This window comes from Candidatus Neomarinimicrobiota bacterium (genome assembly GCA_016784545.1).
Lineage (GTDB): Bacteria > Fidelibacterota > UBA8477 > UBA8477 > JABMPR01 > JABMPR01.
The window spans coordinates 62,514-82,867 of sequence record JADHUM010000005.1 but is presented as its reverse complement, the minus strand read 5'-3'; the positions used below and the strand labels follow the sequence as shown (position 1 = coordinate 82,867).

The window sequence follows — 20,354 nt, the reverse complement described above, 5'->3', positions numbered from 1 at the left end:
AAATTCGCAGCTCCGACTAAGAATTACCCACCGGGCCAACATGGTCCGACTTATCGCCGTAGACCCTCTGAGTATGGTTTACAGCTAAAAGAAAAACAAAAGATGAAATACCTTTATGGTGTTCTTGAAAAACAGTTCAGAAACTATTTCAAGAAATCAAACCTGAAACAAGGTATCACTGGTCACAACCTCGTGGTTATGCTGGAAAGCCGTTTAGACAATACTGTGTATCGTCTTGGCTTTGCCAGAACCCGCCGTCAGGCTCGTCAGCTTGTCAATCATGGACACTTTCTTGTGAATAACAAAAAAGTCAATATCCCCAGTTATCAGATGAAACCAGGTGATATAATTAAAGTCCGTGAGAAGAGCAAAAAGCTTGATCTTATCCATGATTCAATGCGTCGTGTTCAGGGGGAAGGTTCAAATCCCTGGTTGAGACTAGACAAAGCGAATATGGAGGGGATCTATGTCGAAGCCCCGGCACGTGATCAGGTTCATGATGAATTCAATGAGCAGCTCGTTGTTGAGTTGTACTCCAAGTAATAAAGTGAAGAAAGGATAATATGCCTAACTTTCACATACCTACATCGTTTAAGATTAAAGAAGGCGGCAGTGACAATCAACAGAGTTTCATAGTTGGTCCACTGGAGAGGGGATATGGCGTTACTATAGGTAATGGCCTACGTCGTGTTTTACTCTCTTCGATGCCTGGAGCTGCAATTACCAGCGTTCGCATGGACAATGTGCTCCATGAGTTTGCAACTATCAAAGGGGTTAAGGAAGATGTTACTGACATGATTCTTAACCTGAAAGGTGTTCGATTCAAATTACTCGAATCAAACCCTGACAAAGTTCAGTTGACACTCAAGGGACCTCATATGTTCACTGCTGGTGATATCACTAATGGTGGGGATCAGTTTGAAATTCTGAATCCTGATCATCATATCGCCACGCTTAATGATGAAGCTGAGATCAACATCGAATTAAGAATCCAACGTGGTCGTGGATACGTTCCTGCAGATGAGAACAAACTGCCAGACTATCCCATCGGTACCATTTTCATCGATAGTATTTTCTCCCCTGTCGTAAAAGCTACCTATGAAGTTATTCAACTTCAGGGTGCCGAGGATGAAGATCTTGAGATGCTGGAATTAATGATCCAGACAGATGGAAGTCTTGCTCCCCAGGAAGCTGCCAATTACGCTGCCAAGATGCTGATTGACCATGTACGCATTTTCGTTACAGAAGATATCAAGCTCATTACTGAGCCTGAATCAGAAATTGACGAAGAAGTTCTGCGTATTCGCAATGAACTCAAACGCAGTATTGATGAACTCGAATTATCTGTACGTTCCTATAATTGTCTTCAGGCTGCAGAGATTAAGAATATTTCTGATCTTGTCAGCAAAGAAGAACAGGAGATGCTCCGCTATAAGAATTTTGGCCGGAAATCTCTCACAGAGCTCAACGAAAAACTTGCTGAGCTTGGTTTGCATTTTGGAATGGACATTGATAAATACATGTCTGAAGAATAGGCTGGTTTAATAAATGCGACATAGAAAAGATGGTAGAAAACTAGGCCGGACGGCCAGCCACCGTAAAGCCATGCTGGCTAACATGGCGGCAAACCTGTTCCTGCACAAACAGATTCGGACGACTCACCCCAAGGCCCTTGAAGCTCGCCGTTTAGCTGAAACGCTGATCACAAAGGCCAAAAAAGGTGATATCCATTCTCGCAGGATGGTTTTAAAAGTAATTCCTCATAAGGATGTTGTTAAAATTCTTTTTGATGAAATTGCGCCACAGTATGCTGATCGTAATGGTGGCTATACTAGAATCATTAAGCTCGGACAACGCAAGAATGATGCAGCACATGTTTCCATTCTAGCGCTTGTGGATTTTGACCCTTCTGCTGAAGCTGTCAAAGCAAAAACAAAAGCTAAGGCCAAAAAAGCTCCAGTTGCCGCTGAAGAAGTGACTCCTGAAGTGGAAGCAGCTGCCGAAGTAGCTCCAGCAGAGGTTGTTGAGGCTGTGACTGAAGAAGTTGCAGAGGAAACCACCAAAGTTGTTGCTGAAGAAGTTGCTGAAGAAGCTGAGGCTACTGAAACCCCTGCTGTCGAGGCAGAGGAATCGGAAGCTGAATCGAAGACATCCTGATCATTGACTCTTCATTGAGAATTTGATGATTCTGAGATATTTAAAGGCAGGGATTCTCCCTGCCTTTTTCGTTTTAATTGCCCTACCCGCTTTACTATCAGCAAAACCAGTGCAAGGGATCTGGGTAGTACGCCACTCTATTACATCGCCACAAAAGGTTCGCAAGCTGGTTGAGTTTGCTGCATCAAACGGTTATACCGACTTGTTTATTCAGGTTCGAGGTCGTGGGGATGCCTATTACTCCAGCCAAATTGTCCCACGCTCCACGCTTTTACCCCGTGGAGATTATGACCCCCTGCGTGACATCATTCCTCTGGCTCACTCCTATGGAATTAAAATTCATGCCTGGGTGAATATGTATCTTTCATGGTCTGCCCGAAAAATGCCATCTGATCCAAACCACATTGTGAATCGATACCCCGAATGGGTTGAAGTCAACGGTCGTGGTAAAGGTGATTTGGAATTTATTTCACAGAATGGACGAAACGGACGAGAGGGTGTATTTTTATCTCCTCTGAATGATGATGCGAACCATCACTTGCTGACTGTTATCAATGAATTGGTCCAAAATTATGAACTGGATGGTATTCATTTGGATTATGTTCGATTCCAGGATCGCGACTATGGCTACAATCGTGCAGGTCGCAAAAAATTTCTCATGCAATACAATGTGGATCCCATCACACTCGGTAATGGAAAAGGTTCCTACTGGTATCGCCTCAATCCTGAGGACAAGGAAAAGTATTGGTTGTACTGGAATAATTTTCGTCGAAATGAACTGACTTCGTTTATTGGCGAAATTAATGACAGTATCAAGCGTATACGTCCAGACATAAAGTTTTCTGCTGCAGTCAAGCCCAAGCCTGAAATTGCCCGAACTCGTTTTTTCCAGGATTGGCCAACCTGGCTCAAAAACGGCAGCATGGATTTCGTGATCCCCATGAATTACGCCACAGCAGACTCAGATTTCAAACGTAGTATGACCATGATGAAAAATGAAAAATTGAATCCTGATCAAATCTATATGGGTATCGCTACCTATAATCAAAATAGTTTTACTTCGTCTGCAAAAATTGCACATTCAAGGCATGCTGGATTCCAAAATCTTATTATATTTTCCTATGATACCTATGTAAAGGATCCTCGATATTTCGACCAGATTCATCGCAGCTTAAAAAAATAGGAGGCAATATGGGGCGTATCATCACACCGCCAACGGGCAGTAAATTGCATTGTAAGGGTTGGCACCAGGAAGCTGCTTACCGCATGATACAGCACAACCTGAGTCCTGATGTAGCTGAAAATCCAGATGAATTGATAGTATATGGGGGATATGGCAAAGCCGCCCGTAACTGGGAATCTTTTGATGCCATTCTAAAGAGTCTTAAATCTCTGGAGAATGATGAAACACTCATGATTCAATCGGGAAAACCTGTCGCCGTTTTTAAAACCCACACCCAAGCTCCTCGCGTTCTCATCAGTAATTCCATGTTGGTCCCCAAATGGGCCACCTGGGAGCATTTTAACGAGCTGGATAAAAAAGGCTTGATGATGTACGGCCAAATGACGGCTGGAAGCTGGATATATATTGGATCCCAGGGAATTCTCCAGGGAACCTACGAAACATTGGCATCTCTGGCCAAACAACATTACCAGGCTGATCTCACAGGCAAAGTTGTGGTTACCGCAGGTCTCGGAGGAATGGGTGGAGCACAACCCCTGGCAGTAACCATGAACAATGGCATAGCGTTGGTGGTTGAAATTGATCCCACACGGATTCAAAGACGACTGGATACCCGTTACCTGGATAAGTCTACCAAAGATCTGGCACAAGCCTTGGTCTGGATTAAAGAGGCGAAAAAAAATAAACAGGCAGTCAGTATTGGACTGGAAGCCAATGCCGCAGATGTCCTGCCTGAACTAATCTCCAGAGGATTTATTCCTGATGTGGTTACCGATCAGACATCTGCCCATGATGAATTGAGGGGTTATTATCCCAGGGGCATCAGTTTTTCAGAGGCCAATGCCTTGCGTGAATCTGACCCTGATAAATATATAGCCATGAGTTATAAATCCATGGCCAGACATGTAGAGGCCATGCTCTCCTTCCAAAAGGCAGGATCCATTGTTTTTGACTACGGAAACAATATCCGAGCCCAGGCTGAAACGGCTGGAGTAAAAAATGCCTTCGATTTTCCAGGTTTTGTTCCAGCATATATAAGACCCCTCTTTTGTGAGGGCAAAGGTCCCTTTCGATGGGTTGCCCTTTCTGGGGATCCACAGGATATTTATCGCACGGATAAACTTGTAAAGGAGTTGTTCCCAGAAGATGAAGCACTGATTCGCTGGATTGATATGGCTCAGGAGCGAATCGAATTTCAGGGATTACCCAGTCGAATCTGCTGGCTAGGCTATGGTGAGCGTGCAAAACTGGGTCTCGCCATGAATGAGTTGGTTCGCAATGGAGAAATCTCAGCTCCCCTGGTCATTGGTAGAGATCATCTAGATTCAGGCTCCGTCGCATCTCCAAACCGGGAAACTGAATCCATGTTAGATGGCTCAGATGCTGTAGCAGACTGGCCCATACTCAATGCCTTGGTCAATGCAGTTGGTGGCGCCAGTTGGATATCAGTGCATCACGGCGGAGGTGTCGGTATGGGTTACGCCATACACGCTGGTATGGTCATTTTAGCTGATGGAACCAAGGAAATGGATGAGCGCCTGCAGCGTGTGCTTACCACAGATCCTGGAATGGGTGTAGCGCGTCATGCGGATGCAGGTTATCCAAGAGCCATCGAGGTTGCCAATGAGCGTGGTGTCAAATTACCCATGATAAATGGATAATTCCAAGACCCTCGCATGAACTACTCCAGTATAAACGGGATTACAAATCTAGGTCAATGGGTGACCTGGAATCCGCTTCAAAAGCAGATGGAAGTAGGGGAAGGGGGCACCTGGATCATTGAAGATGGTCTTTTTGCAGAGTACCACCCAAAATCTTTCTCGGATAAAATATTTCTGAATGCTCAGGGTTGTCTTTTGACACCAGGGTTAATCGATTCACACACACATCCTGCTTTTGCCACCACCCGGGAGTTGGAATTTGAAATGCGATCTCAGGGTAAAACCTACCAGGAAATTGCAGAAGCTGGTGGAGGAATTCGCAATTCAGTCAGAGAACTACGAGAAATCTCAGAATCCGAACTTACTGATCTGGTTGAAACTCGCCTTAATCTCATGCTCCAGCATGGAACCACCACCGCAGAGTGCAAAAGCGGCTACGGTTTATCCACTGAAGCGGAGTTAAAGTCACTAAGGGCCATTCAAACTGCATCAGGAAGAACACCTCTCAAGACCTTCTCTACGCTTCTGGGAGCCCATGAAGTACCAGATGAGTATCGACATGATCGAAATTCATATATAGATATCATTGTTAATGATATGATTCCAGCAGTCTCCCAGCAAAAACTTGCTGAGTTCTGTGATGTCTTCTGTGAGCATGGTGTCTACACCATCGAGGAGACTGAGAAAATCCTTACTGCGGCTCGAAAACATGGGATGCAATTAAAATTCCATGCCGATGAGTTTGTATCCAGCGGGGGCGCTGAGCTGGCTGTAAAAATGGGAGCACTCTCAGCCGATCATCTCATGGCAATTTCAGATGCAGGAATCTCAGCTCTGGCTGATTCAAATACAGTAGCGACGCTATTGCCGGGAACCACATTCTTCCTGGGTACAAACACCTGGGCACCAGCAAGAAAACTTCTTGATGCAGGCGCGACTCTGGCATTGGCCACTGATTTCAACCCCGGCAGTAATATGAGTCTTTCCATGCCATTTATTCTCACGCTGGCAGTGATTTACCTTCATTTGACGCCACTTGAAGCACTCCAGGCAGCCACCTCAGGAGCTGCTAAATCCATGGGAATAGAGAAGTCCACAGGGTCTATCTACCCAGGATTGAGCGCAGATGCCGTGTTGTGGCAAGCTGATAATTATCGCCAATTGCCCTACTTCTACGCTAGCAATCGAGTCCACCACGTTGTAGTGGATGGTAAGGCAATTCTCTAAATCTTTGAAATTGTATAGTTGCCATCCCATATCGCTTGATTCAGACCGAGCAAAACGTATATTGCCCAATCGTAAAACTTGATTGGTGGAGGAAAACCGTGAAATTTAAAAAACTGACCATAATTGTTCTAAATCTGTTACTCCTTTCTTCTCTTAGCCTGGCTCAATCCAGTTCGGCTATGTACAAAGAAGCTTCAAAAATATTTAAGAGTTATCGCTACGAAGTCGACTATGCCGATTTTCAAATGAAAACCTATGAGGAAGATGGACACACTATTCTCCAGCTTCTGGTAATTCTAAAATCAGGTAGAAATCGCTTTGATGAATGTCTCTTGGTCGCATATGCTGCCAGCGGTGCTGCTATAGAAAAAACGAATACCGCTATTGACCGGGTGAGTGTGGTCGTGAAAGTACAGTACAAAGAAGAGGTGTCCATCGCTGCCACTGCAGATGCAGGTGATGTAGTCAAACTCTATAAAGAAGAGATGGATGTTTCTACATTTATGGGGCGATTGACCTGGCATTAAGCAACACGCCATAATTTCATTGATATTTAAAGCGAGGATTAGATGCCTCGCTTTTGTTTAGGACTGGAATAGAGGTAAAAATGAGGTTTTCAAAAGACACCACCAGACGAGTCGCCATATTTCTCTTGAGCTTGTTTTTGATGGGTTGTGCCTCCCTGATAGGACCAGACATCAAACCGGGAATAGCTCTGTTTGAAGAGGGTAAGTATGGCGCTTCCCTGGAGCATTATGAGACCATTATTGAAGCTGGCAAGGCCAATGGAAAGGTCTATCGGTTGGCCTATGAGAGTGCCTTCAAAGCCGGGAAACGGGTGACTGCAGGGAAGTATTACCAGGAAGCCATTAAGGCTGGATTCGATTCGGATTCACTGGTGTCACTGGCCACAAATCTTTGGTATGATAGAGCTTTAACCACCATGGGCTCCAATAATTGGAAAGAAGCCAGGAAAGCTGCTGCTCAGATCGGTGATCTGGCAAAAGACTCCAAGCAGGATAAATTTTGTACCCTTATCCTGGCTGGGAAGAAAAAATTTGATCGTGGGGCTCACAAAGGATTGTGGGATGCCATCAGTGACTATAGCAAAGCCGCCAACTATGATAAGAGCTCAGGTTTACCTTATTTTTTGATGGGGCAGGCCAGATATAAAAATAATCGGACGGATTATGATGCTGCGCTTGAAGATCATTACGAAGCAATTCGCATCGAACCAGGTGGGGAATTTGTTAAACAGGCCAAAGCAGATATTAAAAAGATTGAAGGCGTAAAGAAGAAGATGAATGCTTTCTGGGGGAAGTAGGACATTTAATTGTGAATTGTGAATTGTGAATTATCCTGCCGAATAATGCTACCTGACAAGGCATATTTAATATGTTTGAAACATACCCCTATTTTATAATTGACACTTTCTGAACTATTACATCGTTTCCAGACCGAAGACTGATGAAGTACAAACCACTTATAAGGGATAGATCCCTTGCAATCGATATATTTTTTGCAGAACCCCCGCTTCTACCAGATAGCAGTGTTTCTGAGTGCAGAGCATGTCCTTTTAAATCATAGATGTCGAGCTTCACAGCTTGCTGATCCGATGTCCAAAAGCTGATATTCATCATGGAGTTAGTCGGGTTTGGATAAACAATAAATTGTTCAAGCACTGAACTGCTATTAGAGTCATTAAAAGAGATACTGTTCGTGGCATCGTATTCAATTATGATTGCTGGCGTGAAGTAGGCAGGTGGATAAGTGCTTGCAGAAAAACATAACCAATCGTTGTACATATCATCATCATGCTCGACTCGAAATCTTAGTCGATATTGACTTTTACTTCTGCCTGAATTGATATCGTTGGTAATGTTTTCAAGTATATTTATCTCTTTATACCCGTTCTCCGGGCTATCAGATATAGTACCAAAACCTGATTGAAGCGTTTGAGCATCCCCATTATCACCTGCTGTCCAATCTACAGTGTCAAGTGTGTCCCCATAGGTGATATGGTCAATCAGGCATGGATAGTTATGACCACTAAAACTAGGAAAAACATCAGAGCTGTTATCACCTGTAGAGTGTAATTGATACACTCTTAATATTGCGCTAACGATGGACTCACTGGTATAATCCAATGAATCAATCGAGAAGCTTAAATATGCCCTGGTAGATATTGGATAAAAATCCCAGTCCAATCCGTCACCAACAGACATTTCTGAGGAATAGGTCGAGGGTATCAATTCTCCCAACTCATAATAGTGTACTATGTGCCCGTCCAGAAGAGGCTCAGAATACAAAGTGTCCGGGCTAAAACAATGGGCCAATAAAGGGAAGCAAAGTTGAAATGAGAATCCTGCTACTAACCAGTAACTTTCGATAGTAACAAAATCCAGAGCTTTCTGCTTTTTAAATATTATGGCAATAATAGTGATCAATAAATTCATCTATTATTCTCAAATTTGATGTCCAGATGCTTTGTTTATCAACCGTATCCCTTGTATCCACCTACGGTGATCCCCAATCCATAAAATCAAACGCGAGTTGTGTATAATTCTCAAAACTAATCTCTCCATTGTAGGCAAATTGAGATTCAGCATACACAAAATGATGAAAGTGAGGGGGTTCTCCGAACCCATATATATCCCCACTCAGATGAAAAATATATTCTAACGTATCAGCTTGAGCGAATGTTAATAATGGATAGTTGACATAATCATAATGTCCATAACGATTAGCCACTGCCCAAATAAGTCCAGGTAACTGTTGATAGTACTCAGCTAACAACACAGGATGAAATTGATAATTAGTGTACGCACGAGCAAACCCTAGATTTTTAGATGTCACGACGATTGAATCTGGTCGGTAACGTTCTGGAATGCTTGAATAATCTGTGTATAGACCTTGGATCAACATTTCGATCCTGGTGCTATCGAATCCTAGTGATAACGACCCAACAGCCCAAGGTGGAAGGAAACGAATCGAGTCAACAAAAGGAAAAGTGTCACGATATACTTGACGCAATTTATTGAGGTGGTACAACTGACTCTGTAACAGAGTGTCAGGCGCTTCAATTGTCTGTGCCAGGTAGTATGCGATAACAGTGGCTTCAATGCTATCTCTCGCCGTTAAATTGAGATCAGGGAATGGCGGTGCTTCAGGTTGTGGGGCTTCTTCACAAGAAATTAGTGCCAGAATTAATAACATAATTGTTGAGAGTAGCGTATTAAAGTATGGCTTCATAATGAGGCTAACTCACAATTAATTGGATACTATTGTAAAACGAAAGATACTGCCTTAGACCCTAATCAACTACTCCTCAGTCTTCTTCTTAAAAATCATGGCTTTCTCAAATCGATTCTCACTGCCATCCATGATTCGCTTGATATTGCTGCGGTGTGTGAAAATTATGAAGAAGGGAATCAGGAGGGAAAAGATCCTCAGAGTCAAAGATATCGGTGCCTCAGGGTTGATACCCTCAATGATAAAGAGTGTAATGGGAAGCGCACTGGCAGCCAACATGCTACCCAGAGAAACCATGCCTGTAGATATGAGGGTAATAATGAAAACCAGGAGGCATATGGGCAAAGCGATGGGGAAGAGTGCGATCAACATTCCAGCCAGTGTACCCACTCCCTTACCACCTTTAAACCCGGCAAATACTGTGTAGGTATGTCCCAGGACTGCAGCAAACCCGGCGATGATCATCAGGGCATCAGGATTGTTGGCAAACAGGATGGATTCAGAATGAAGATGACCCGCTGTATAGGCAGGTAACCACCCTTTAAATACATCAATGATTGTCACAAATAATGCTGGTTTCCAGCCAAAGGTGCGAAAAATATTGGTCGCCCCTGCATTGCCTGAGCCATGCTCACGGATATCGGTTTTATACTTCAGCTTGGAAACAATTATACTTGTAGGTGTTGATCCCAGCAAATATGCAATCAATATGAGAATAAGTAGTTCAATCATTTTTCGCCCCTTTATTTGGTTGTCTCAGAATATAAGTAAATTTCCGGTTTGAATATCCCCCAAAATGGATCATGACCTAATGGTATTGGAGAGCAATACCAATTGCACCCACACCAGCATGAACACCCAGAGCCGGGCAAAAATCAGATACAAATACTTGGGCTTCAGGATAGGTAGATTCAAACACAACCTTCAATGCCTCAGCAGTATCCGGGTTCACGCCATGGACAATACCAATTCGTTTGATGGATTTACCCCTGGCCTTTTTTAACACGAATTTTTCAAACTTTTTAAATATGTTTTTTCGACCAAAGGTGACACCACATGGTTTAAGGAAACCATCCCTGGTGATGCTTAGCACAAGATTTAATCCCAGCAAATCTATCAGTCGCTTCTTGCCCACACTTAGACGTCCACCTTTTTGGACGGCATCCAGAGTTTTTAAGGCAATAAATATATTGGTTTTTTCAATGGTATCATCAGCAAGCTGCGTCAATTCTGGAAAACTCAATTCCTGCTCAATGGCCTCTGCAAGTTCTAGTGCAATCACACCCGTCCCGGCTGAAACAGAGAGTGAATCAATAATGGTTTGGTGTTGCTTGAACTTCACTTTCTCCAGCGCTGCCGAAGCATTTTGAAAAGTACCACTCAAAACCTGGGGGAGGTGCAGTGAAATAACAGATTCATAGTGCGAGGATAGGAATTGGTACATCCGTCTGAAATCAGCCGGTGGTGGTTGTGAAGTTTGGGGATGATGCTTTGAATCAGTAAGCTTGGCATAAAACTCATCATTGGTGATGGTCACTCGATCAATATACTGTTCTTTTCCAAAATTTAATCTGACCGGAACAACATGTATGTGATGTTTTTCCAGGATGTCTGGGGGGAGATCACAGGTGGAATCAACCACCAGGGCAATCTTTTGTTGAGAACGAACGCTCTTATTCTGCTCTCGCATGTCATCAACTTTTTGCTGCTGGATCTCTCCATATTTTGCCAGGGTGTCAAAGAGATTTCTGGGATCATCGGTATGAATATGCACTTTTGCACGATGCTTGGATCCTGCGATAACAATACTATCGCCCAGTGGTTTCATGGTTTGACTGAGTTTATCGCGGGGTATGTCTTCCCCTACAATGATACACTCCGTGCAGAAGGGGAAGGAGAGACTATCAGCATCAATCTCATTCAACCCAAGGGCAGCGTTAGAAAAACCGGTATCAATGTTTGGTAGTTTACGAATGTCCCCAGTGTCCATGAAATTCATGACACCTTCCAGAATACTGAGGAATCCTCGTCCGGCTGCATCGACGACACCGGCATCCTTAAGTACCTGGAGTTGTTCAGGTGTGTATTCCAGAGCCTTCTGAGCTGCTTCAAGGGAAATCTTCCACACCTTTTGAAAGTCAGGACTCGTTTTTGAAGCCTCAATAAAGCTATCGCTCCAGCCTCGGAGCACAGATAATATTGTCCCTTCGACGGGATTCATCAGGGCAGTATATGATTCGTCCACTGCTATTTTGGTCGCCTCGGCAAATTGGCTGGTATTGACTTCTGCATAGGGTTTTAAACCCACACTGAGACCCTGAAAAAACTGAGCCATGATGACTCCTGAATTCCCCCGGGCATTATCCAAAGCTGCTTCAGCTACAATATCGCTTAACTCATTTAAATCCAACCTGCTGTGGGGTTGAATATGTTCAATGATCCCCATGAGGGTGAATGCCATATTGGTTCCCGTATCTCCATCGGGAACAGGGAAGACATTTATTTTGTTCAGATAATCCTCCTCATCCAATAGACTTTGAATTCCAGCATACAATACACGATACAATCGGATTCCATCCAGATAGGCAATTTTCATTTACATCCCTCTATTGTTGAGTTGCGAATTTCAGCTATTTGACAAAGATAACAACGACTTCGAGAAACAATATAATCTTTCAAGGCAAAATTTGGATGAATATTCAAAAAATATTAATAAAGCCTGTGAAGCCTCAAATAGTGTTTGGGAATCGCTCGGGTGTCTATCATATTTGCACGTTCATTGACTTGATGTACGAGCTTTTATTCAGATGCTGTGTTTGAATTTACACAGGGATAAAAACTTAATCGCTGCTTCGCAATAATTTGAGGGGTAGCTCTATAAATTGAGATAGAAAATCACAGGAGGTTTCATGTCTCTTACTATTACTGATGAATGTATTAACTGCGGTGCTTGCGAGCCAGAATGTCCAAATGACGCCATTTCTGAGGGCGATGAGTTCTACGAGATAGATCCCGAACTCTGTACAGAGTGCAAAGGTCATTTTGACGAATCACAATGTGTTGAAGTTTGTCCCGTCGACTGTATCCCAATGGGCGTTGTGGAATCAGATGAAGTCCTTATGGCCCGTTACGCAAAACTGACTGGCTGATTGTCCTAGCCTTCGTTTAGTGGCACGTTATTAAAATGAAAAGGTCTCCCATCCGGGGGACCTTTTTTGTTAAGACCAGGATTCGAGATCGAAGATAATCGCTTGAATTATCTCCAACCAATTTAATGCCACCAAAACTCACTTTTCCTGTTCAGATGTATCATTTTTCCTGCATCTGCTAAAATGAAAACTATATTAGCGGGCTATGAAAGTTACAGGAATATAAATACTATGAGTGAAGATAAACTTAAATCCCTTTTACAGCAGGTTAAGTACCCTGGTTTTAATAAAGATGTCGTTGCCTTTGGGCTTATCCAGAATGTTAAAGAGAGTGAAAATAGTGTGGAACTTGGTGTCAAATTTTCTTCTGAAAAAGAAGACGTGCGCCAGGAAATCCTCTCAAATATCGAAAAGGTTTTACGTGGGGCTGGCTATGAAAAAGTCAGTATCGAAATTGTACAGGCCAGTACTCAACCTGCGCCTGGTACAGAAGCGCCTGAAGCTCCACCATCAATACCGGGTGTAAAATACACCATCGCCGTAGCCAGTGGTAAAGGCGGTGTTGGAAAGTCTACTGTTGCAGCTAATCTTGCTGCAGCACTCCGCAAGCAAGGACACAGTGTTGGTATACTTGATCTAGATGTATTTGGACCAAGCTTACCCATTACCATGGGTGTGCATGAAGTTCCAAAAGTACTTGAGGGGAACAAACTTGAGCCGATTAGGAAGTATGATATGTCGCTCATGTCCCTGGGTTTTTTACTTACAGATAGTTCACCCGTAATCTGGCGCGGCGCCATGGTCAGTAAGATGGTCACCCAATTTCTCTTTGATGTAAACTGGGGGAATCTAGACTATCTCATCCTGGACTTGCCTCCTGGAACAGGTGATGTTCAACTTACACTTGTCCAACGAGTTGCACTTACTGGCGCTGTGATAGTCACAACACCTCAGGATCTGGCATTGAAGGATGTTGAGCGTGGAGCAAACATGTTTGAAAAAGTCAATACACCAGTCCTCGGTATTATTGAAAATATGTCATATCATGTGTGTACAAATTGTGGCCATGTATCACAAATATTTTCAACAGGAGGTGGGGACAAAGAGAGCAATCGATTGAATGTCCCGCTTCTGGCTAAAATTCCTTTGAACGAAGAGATTATGAGAGCAGGGGAAAATGGAGAGCCGCTTGTCATCCATCTTCCAGAATCAGAGGCAGCACAGATGTTCAGAGATGTTGCTGATAAAATACACGAATTGGTAAACTGAATCATTATTTAGTGGTTAACAAAAACACCATATTGGAAGCCTTGCGCAAGGTCTATGATCCAGAGATTCCCGTTAATCTGGTTGATCTCGGATTGATCTATGACACCAGTATCGAGAATGGTAAGGTTAATATTACCATGACCCTTACTGCCACGGCCTGCCCCATGCATACTGTCATTTCCCAAAATGTGAAAGCTGCAGTAGAGGCTCTGGATGGCGTTAATGAGGCTGTTGTGGATGTCGTCTGGGAACCCCGCTGGAATCCAGAAATGATCAGCCCTGAAGGTCGAATTGCAATGGGTATGGAATAATCGAAGATATGTCTGCAGAGTTTGATCAATTAAAATCTGAAGTACTTGCCCATGGGAATCTCCCAAAACATGTTGCCATCATCATGGATGGGAATGGACGCTGGGCAAAGTCAAAATCCAAACCAAGAATCTTTGGACACAGAGCAGGTGTTAAATCTGTTCGCCGGATCACTGAACTGGCTGGCGAATTAGGCCTGGAGACTCTGACACTCTACACATTTTCCAGCGAAAACTGGAAAAGACCCAAGCTCGAAGTTTCTGCCCTCATGAATCTATTGCTGGATACCATTACAAAAGAGGTGGATGACCTTCACCGCAATAATGTACGTCTTACCGTAATCGGTGATCTGGATTCAATGCCAAGGGGACCCCGGGCCGGCATGTTGGCAGGAATTAAGAGAACAGCTCAAAACACAGGACTAAATTTGAACCTGGCATTGAATTATGGAAGTCGCCAGGAGATTCTCACCGCCGTTCAAGCTATTGGAACGGATCTGGTGAATGGAAAACTTGAAGTTTCAAAAATTAATGATAATACCATCTCCAACTATCTCTATACCTCCAAAATCCCAGATCCTGATCTTTTAATCCGGACAAGTGGGGAATTCAGACTGAGTAATTTTTTGCTGTGGCAACTTGCCTATACCGAAATTTTTGTTACTCCAGTCTATTGGCCAGCGTTTGAGGGGAAAGATTTTTTGGAAGCCATACGCGATTATCAAAAAAGGGAGCGTAGATATGGACAAGTTAGTGAACAAATACAGCACTAACACGTTCGTTTAAGTATGAAAAAATTTATTTTACACATCGTAAGCTCAATTCTGCTGGTATCCATAACCTGGGGACAGCAGCCGGCAGTTAAACTCAAAATCGCAAGTATTGATGTAATTGGAACAAAAACAGCTACTCCTGCCGTGGTCATTGCTAGTTCAGGTTTAAGTGCAGGTATGGAAGCTACTCAAGAGGACTTTTCAGAGGGCGTCAAGCAGCTCTGGAGTCTGGGTCTTTTTTCTGATGTTAAAATTCTATCAGATCGGGAAACGCCAGAGGGAATATTCCTGATTATCTCTGTGGAAGAATATCCACGCCTGTCTAAAGTAGTTTTGGAAGGAAATAAAAAACTTAAAAAGGATAAGATTGATGAAGCTTTAGATCTGCATCCCGGTCAGGCGCTTACCCCCTTCCTTGTCTATGAGAGCCAACGCATAATTCAGGATTTGTACTATGACGACGGATACCTCCTGGCGAAAATAGAACCCAGTACCTTCGAAGGCAAAAAAGAGAATACTCGAGGTGTAAAATTTACCATTGTTGAGAACAAAAAAGTTTCTGTCGGTGAGATTCGTTTCACTGGAAACACCCAGCTATCTGATCGTAAACTCAAAAAGAAGATGGACATGATCAAAGAGGAACGCTGGTGGAAATTTTGGGCTGATACTGAGTTCTCCATTGATAATCTCCGGGCAGACGAGCGCCTGATTGAAGAATATATGCATTCCATTGGATATCGAGATGCCGAAGTTCTGGGTGACAGCCTCTACTACTCTGAAGATTTGAAAAAAATGTACTTCGATATCCACCTTTATGAAGGCGAGAAATATAAATATGGGGAAGTGAAAGTTACGGGAAACACCATCTTTGAAAGTGAAGATATTCTATCCTCACTGGGCATATCACGCGGCGATCAGTATAATTCTGAGAAGCTGATGGAAGCGATAGAGCTGGGAGTGAGAAGTCCATATATGGATAAAGGTTATCTCTATTGTCAAATCAACCCTGTTGAATTACCAGTAGCAGCTGATACCGTGGCCTTGACGCTTGAAATTACTGAGATGAATCCTGTTCATATCCGCCAAATCAATATTGTGGGCAATGACAAAACCAAGGAAAGTGTTATTCGTAGAGAGCTTCGAATCTTTCCAGGGGATCTTTTCAGTCGTACCGCTCTTATGCGCTCCCAGCGTGAAGTCATGATTCTCAACTATTTTGGAAATGTGGTACCAGATGTCATCCCTTATGATGAGGATGAAATCGATCTTGTCTTTGAAGTAGAAGAGAAGAATACCGGTACAGCAACTGCAAGTGCCGGTTATAGTGAACGTGATGGTTTTATCGGTACAGTAGGGTTACAGTTCCCAAATTTCAGGGGGAATGGACAACAACTTTCTTTCAGCTTTCAACGCGCGTATAGTTATGAAGCCCTTTCTATTAGTTTTGTTGAACCTTGGCTATTCAATACGCCTAACCTGCTGGGTATCAGTCTTTTTGATCAGGATCGCAGTCAGGGAAATAGTTCCAGTTTTTCGAGCTACTCTTCGAGCTACTCAACACCCTATGATGTACATACGACGGGTGGATCAATAACATTTGGTCGTCGTTTCCAATGGCCAGATAACTATTTTCGCGGCCGCTGGACCTTCAGAGGCGCCGTGGATCGATACGGCGAAGTCTATTATCAAAGTGTTTATGACCGCGTCAATCCTGCAGACCTGGATCAAACTTCTGGTATCAGTCTGAATCAGACCATCACAAGAGACTCCAGAAATGCACCGGAATTCCCTACCAGCGGCTCCGTTCTCACACTTAATTCTGTCTATAGTGGCAAGTTTCTTGGCGGAAATGAGAGCTTTTTCAAGCAGAAAGCCAGCCTTGAGTGGTATACACCTATCTGGAAAGATAAGTTGACCATGCGGAGTTATTTTGAAGGGGGTATTTTGGAACAATTAGAGGATGATTCCACCCATATCATCCCCTATGATGAATACTTTTTTATGGGAGGCGCTGGTTTGATCTACGGTAGCGCCTTGCGCGGTTATGCTGAACGATCTGTTGGAACTTTGGAAGGTAACGCTTATTTTGGCGGAATGGCATCGTTCAAGTACACACTTGAGATGCGCTTCCTGCTCTCACCAAATCCCATGATGTACTTGATTGGATTTGCAGAGGCAGGTAACGTTTGGGATAATTTTGATTCGAGTAACCTTTTTGATTTGAAACGATCAGTAGGGTTTGGTGGAAGAGTCATCATGCCACCGCTTGGCATGTTGGGTATCGATATCGGTTGGGGATTTGACAACGATCCAGTGCCCACATGGAAAACACCGGAATATCATTTTATTTTCGGTCAGCAATTTTAAGACATATTGGTTAAGGAGATACCATTTTGAACAAGAGCATGATTCGTATTATTCTATTATTGACCCTGTCCATGGCGGTTTTCGGACAGAAATTTGGATACATTAATTCTGAGTATATTCTGTCCCAATTTGAAGAATATAAAGAGGCACAGAGCAAACTTGAGGTGGAAGGCCGTAAGCTTGAAAAACAGTATTATGATATGGCTGCTTCCCTTGACAGCATGCAGCAGGAATATGAACGTCAGAAGTTTTTGATGACCGAAACCAATCGTGCTGCCAAAGAAAATGACATGCGACGCCTTGCTGAAAATATTCAACAGTTCCAGGTGCAAAAACTTGGGCCACAAGGTGAATTCTATCAGAAACAACAAGCGCTGGCCGACCCTGTACTCCAGAAAATCAATACAGCTATTAAAAAGGTCGGTGAAGATGGAGCCTATGATTTCATCTTTGATGTCGTCGCCGGAAACATCCTCTATGCCCAGGAAAAATTTGATCTTACTGAAAAGGTTTTAAAGGAGCTCCAGAAATAGGGGCCAGTCATTTCATTGACTTTAAAACTAGGTGAACTGGCACAGGCTCTCGGCGCCAGGTTAGAGGGAGATGAGAGCCTGGAAATCTCAAAGCTGAATGAGATCCAGATTGCTGCACCAGATGAAATCTCTTTCATCTCAAATCCAAAATATCTAAAATTTGCCGAAACCACCAAGGCAGGAGCACTAATTGTCCCTGAAGATTTGGAAATTGATTTTAAAAATCTTTTAAGGACTTCCAACCCCAAACAAGCCATGCTAAAGGCATTGCAATTATTGAATCACAAAGAGCGCTTCGTGCGTTCCGGTGTGCATGCAACTGCAGTTGTCCATCCATCTGTGACGATCCCCGCTTCCGTTGAAATTGGATCTGGAGTATTTATAGATGCAGACGTCAAGCTTGGCGAGAATATCATCATTGAGGCAAATACCGTAATCGGTAGTGGTTGTATTTTGGGTGACGGTACCCGTCTGTATCCAAATGTTGTCCTATATGAAGATTCTGTTTTAGGACAGAATTGTATTATTCATAGTTGTACTGTCATCGGTAGCGATGGGTTTGGCTTCGCAGTCGAAGCAGGAACCATTGAAAAAATACCTCAGACTGGCAACGTAATATTAGGTGACGAAGTAGAGATCGGAGCAAATTGTGCCATTGATCGTGGATCTATTGGTCCTACTAGCATTGGTGATGGCACCAAACTGGACAATCAGATTCATATCGCCCACAATGTTCGCATAGGCAAAAATTGTTTTCTCACTGCTCAGGTTGCCATTGCAGGCAGCACCGATCTGGGTGACCGTGTTCAAATGGGGGGGCAAAGTGGTATTGTCGGTCATATAAAGGTGGGTAATGATGTATCCATCGCCTCACGTGGTGGGGTAACCCATGATATTCCTGATGGAACCATGGTCAGTGGATTTCCTGCCCGGCCTCACAGAGATGAATTAAGAATTGAAGCTATATTGAAAAAATTACCAGAGTTGTATAAGACTGTTAAAATGCTTGAAAAACAAGTAAATAAAGACTAAGTGAACGCTGAATGGTAATGAAGGATAAGAAGTAGATGCAGGACAGAAGAGAAAATCAGAGAAGTATTAAAAAGGCCGTATCAATAGCGGGTATAGGATTGCATACGGGCGTTCAAACTCGAATGACTTTCAAACCTGCCGCTCAGAATACTGGTATTCGTTTTTTAAGAACAGATGTTCCAAATGCCAAACCCATCCCGGCTGATATTGATCACGTCGTTGATATATCCAGGGGAACCACCCTGGAGCACAATGGATCACGTATCCACACCACTGAACACGTCCTTGCTGCCATTAGTGGCCTGGAGATTGACAATATCCTCATTGAATTGGATAATAAAGAACCGCCAGTGATGGATGGTTCGGCTATTCCCTTTGTAGACATTCTGCTTGACGCAGGATTTGAAGAGCAGGATGCAGCCCGAGAATATCTCGTACTGGATAAAACGATTACGTATTCAGACCCCGACAAAGGCGTAGATATTCATGCGCTTCCTTCAAATCAATTCCGAGTCACTTTTCTCATTGACTATAAATTGCAGTCTCTGGGAACTCAATACATGTCATTCTATTCACTGGAACAGGATTTCGTCGAACAGATTGCCCCAGCACGTACCTTTTGTTTTCTTCATGAAGTTGAAGAACTTAAGGCCCAGGGGCTAATCAAGGGTGGTTCTGCTGACACGGCTCTGGTCATGATAGATAGGAAAATTGAAGAATCAGAACTGGACCGTTTGCAAAAACTATTCAATATTGATGAAAAGTTAATTCAGAGTGACAACGGTATTCTGAATGGCAAAGAATTGCGCTCGAAGACTGAGCCAGTTCGTCACAAAATTCTTGATTTAATCGGTGATCTCGCCCTCCTGGGAATGCCCATCCAGGGACACATCACGGCAGCCAGAAGTGGTCACGCCAGCAATGTTGAGTTGGTACGTCTCCTCAAAAAGGAATATGAGAAACAGATTCTTGCCAAACGGTTTCAAAGGAAACCCCGAGAGCGTCAAATTGTATTCGACACCGAAGCCATCATGCGGATTCTACCACACAGATACCCATTTTTGCTCATTGACCGCATCATCGACTTCACACCAGGTGAAAAAATTACCGCTTTAAAGAACGTCACCATGAATGAACCTTTCTTTCAGGGACATTTTCCAGGAAAACCTGTCATGCCTGGAGTGTTAACTCTGGAAGCCATGGCTCAGGCAGGGGGTGCTTTGCTCCTCAATGCCGGTGAGGATCCAGAAAATAAGCTGGTTTTCTTTTCAGCCATAGATAATGTCAAGTTTCGTAAGCTTATTGAACCCGGTGATCAGATCATATTTGAAATAGAGTTGGTTAAATTTAGACTCCGTTCAGCCAAGCTCCGGGGTATGGGATTTGTAGACGGCAAGCTGGTAGTTGAGGCAGATCTAATGGCCTCCATCGTAGACAGGTAAA

At 43.4% G+C, this 20,354-nt stretch carries 20 protein-coding genes; 16 read left to right on the top strand and 4 right to left on the bottom strand.

Going from position 1 to position 20,354, the window contains the following annotated elements; all coding sequences use genetic code 11:
• From rpsD to ISR87_02365, 8 genes are all read left to right on the top strand, one after another.
• Positions 1-543: 30S ribosomal protein S4 (gene rpsD, locus ISR87_02400; GenBank protein ID MBL7024281.1), on the top strand; the 543-nt coding region annotated here is incomplete at its 5' end.
• A gap of 20 nt (positions 544-563) precedes the next feature.
• Complete coding sequence (locus ISR87_02395) at positions 564-1,535, top strand: DNA-directed RNA polymerase subunit alpha (protein ID MBL7024280.1); 972 nt, start codon at positions 564-566, stop codon at positions 1,533-1,535.
• A 13-nt stretch (positions 1,536-1,548) separates the two neighbouring features.
• Positions 1,549-2,157 (top strand): 50S ribosomal protein L17, encoded by a 609-nt coding sequence (gene rplQ, locus ISR87_02390; protein MBL7024279.1) that lies wholly within the window; start codon positions 1,549-1,551, stop codon positions 2,155-2,157.
• Between the two features lie 25 nt (positions 2,158-2,182).
• On the top strand, positions 2,183-3,340 hold the full coding sequence (locus ISR87_02385; GenBank protein ID MBL7024278.1) for a family 10 glycosylhydrolase: 1,158 nt from the start codon (positions 2,183-2,185) through the stop codon (positions 3,338-3,340).
• Between the two features lie 8 nt (positions 3,341-3,348).
• Complete coding sequence (hutU, locus tag ISR87_02380; protein ID MBL7024277.1) at positions 3,349-5,001, top strand: urocanate hydratase; 1,653 nt, start codon at positions 3,349-3,351, stop codon at positions 4,999-5,001.
• A 15-nt stretch (positions 5,002-5,016) separates the two neighbouring features.
• Entirely contained in the window at positions 5,017-6,228 is a 1,212-nt protein-coding gene (locus tag ISR87_02375; protein ID MBL7024276.1) for an imidazolonepropionase, read from the top strand.
• A gap of 98 nt (positions 6,229-6,326) precedes the next feature.
• Positions 6,327-6,755, top strand: coding sequence for a hypothetical protein (locus ISR87_02370; GenBank protein ID MBL7024275.1), 429 nt, complete (start codon positions 6,327-6,329; stop codon positions 6,753-6,755).
• An 80-nt stretch (positions 6,756-6,835) separates the two neighbouring features.
• Complete coding sequence (locus ISR87_02365) at positions 6,836-7,552, top strand: hypothetical protein (GenBank protein MBL7024274.1); 717 nt, start codon at positions 6,836-6,838, stop codon at positions 7,550-7,552.
• Positions 7,553-7,640: 88 nt separating this feature from the next.
• On the opposite strand, the gene ISR87_02360 is transcribed toward ISR87_02365, so the two are convergent.
• The 4 genes from ISR87_02360 to ISR87_02345 all read right to left on the bottom strand — a co-directional run bounded on the left by ISR87_02360 (position 7,641) and on the right by ISR87_02345 (position 12,076).
• Positions 7,641-8,684: a T9SS type A sorting domain-containing protein gene (locus tag ISR87_02360; protein MBL7024273.1), complete on the bottom strand. Its 1,044-nt coding sequence runs from the start codon at positions 8,682-8,684 to the stop codon at positions 7,641-7,643.
• A 61-nt stretch (positions 8,685-8,745) separates the two neighbouring features.
• Positions 8,746-9,480 (bottom strand): hypothetical protein, encoded by a 735-nt coding sequence (locus ISR87_02355; protein ID MBL7024272.1) that lies wholly within the window; start codon positions 9,478-9,480, stop codon positions 8,746-8,748.
• Between the two features lie 69 nt (positions 9,481-9,549).
• Positions 9,550-10,212: a glycerol-3-phosphate 1-O-acyltransferase PlsY gene (plsY, locus tag ISR87_02350; GenBank protein ID MBL7024271.1), complete on the bottom strand. Its 663-nt coding sequence runs from the start codon at positions 10,210-10,212 to the stop codon at positions 9,550-9,552.
• A 76-nt stretch (positions 10,213-10,288) separates the two neighbouring features.
• Positions 10,289-12,076, bottom strand: coding sequence for a DegV family EDD domain-containing protein (locus tag ISR87_02345; protein MBL7024270.1), 1,788 nt, complete (start codon positions 12,074-12,076; stop codon positions 10,289-10,291).
• A gap of 313 nt (positions 12,077-12,389) precedes the next feature.
• On the opposite strand from ISR87_02345, the gene ISR87_02340 reads away from it, so the two are divergent.
• The 8 genes from ISR87_02340 to ISR87_02305 all read left to right on the top strand — a co-directional run bounded on the left by ISR87_02340 (position 12,390) and on the right by ISR87_02305 (position 20,353).
• Positions 12,390-12,629 (top strand): YfhL family 4Fe-4S dicluster ferredoxin, encoded by a 240-nt coding sequence (locus ISR87_02340; protein ID MBL7024269.1) that lies wholly within the window; start codon positions 12,390-12,392, stop codon positions 12,627-12,629.
• A 231-nt stretch (positions 12,630-12,860) separates the two neighbouring features.
• Positions 12,861-13,898, top strand: coding sequence for a P-loop NTPase (locus ISR87_02335; protein MBL7024268.1), 1,038 nt, complete (start codon positions 12,861-12,863; stop codon positions 13,896-13,898).
• 11 nt (positions 13,899-13,909) lie between these two features.
• Positions 13,910-14,209, top strand: a complete 300-nt coding sequence (locus ISR87_02330) for a DUF59 domain-containing protein (GenBank protein ID MBL7024267.1) — start codon at positions 13,910-13,912, stop codon at positions 14,207-14,209.
• An 8-nt stretch (positions 14,210-14,217) separates the two neighbouring features.
• Positions 14,218-14,979, top strand: a complete 762-nt coding sequence (locus ISR87_02325) for an isoprenyl transferase (protein ID MBL7024266.1) — start codon at positions 14,218-14,220, stop codon at positions 14,977-14,979.
• 15 nt (positions 14,980-14,994) lie between these two features.
• Complete coding sequence (gene bamA, locus ISR87_02320) at positions 14,995-17,346, top strand: outer membrane protein assembly factor BamA (protein MBL7024265.1); 2,352 nt, start codon at positions 14,995-14,997, stop codon at positions 17,344-17,346.
• 26 nt (positions 17,347-17,372) lie between these two features.
• Entirely contained in the window at positions 17,373-17,879 is a 507-nt protein-coding gene (locus tag ISR87_02315) for an OmpH family outer membrane protein (GenBank protein MBL7024264.1), read from the top strand.
• Positions 17,880-17,894: 15 nt separating this feature from the next.
• Positions 17,895-18,911 carry a UDP-3-O-(3-hydroxymyristoyl)glucosamine N-acyltransferase gene (lpxD, locus tag ISR87_02310; protein MBL7024263.1) on the top strand — a complete coding sequence of 339 codons (1,017 nt, stop codon included), beginning with the start codon at positions 17,895-17,897 and terminating at the stop codon, positions 18,909-18,911.
• Between the two features lie 35 nt (positions 18,912-18,946).
• Positions 18,947-20,353: a bifunctional UDP-3-O-[3-hydroxymyristoyl] N-acetylglucosamine deacetylase/3-hydroxyacyl-ACP dehydratase gene (locus tag ISR87_02305; protein MBL7024262.1), complete on the top strand. Its 1,407-nt coding sequence runs from the start codon at positions 18,947-18,949 to the stop codon at positions 20,351-20,353.
• The last annotated feature ends 1 nt before the right edge of the window (position 20,354 follow it).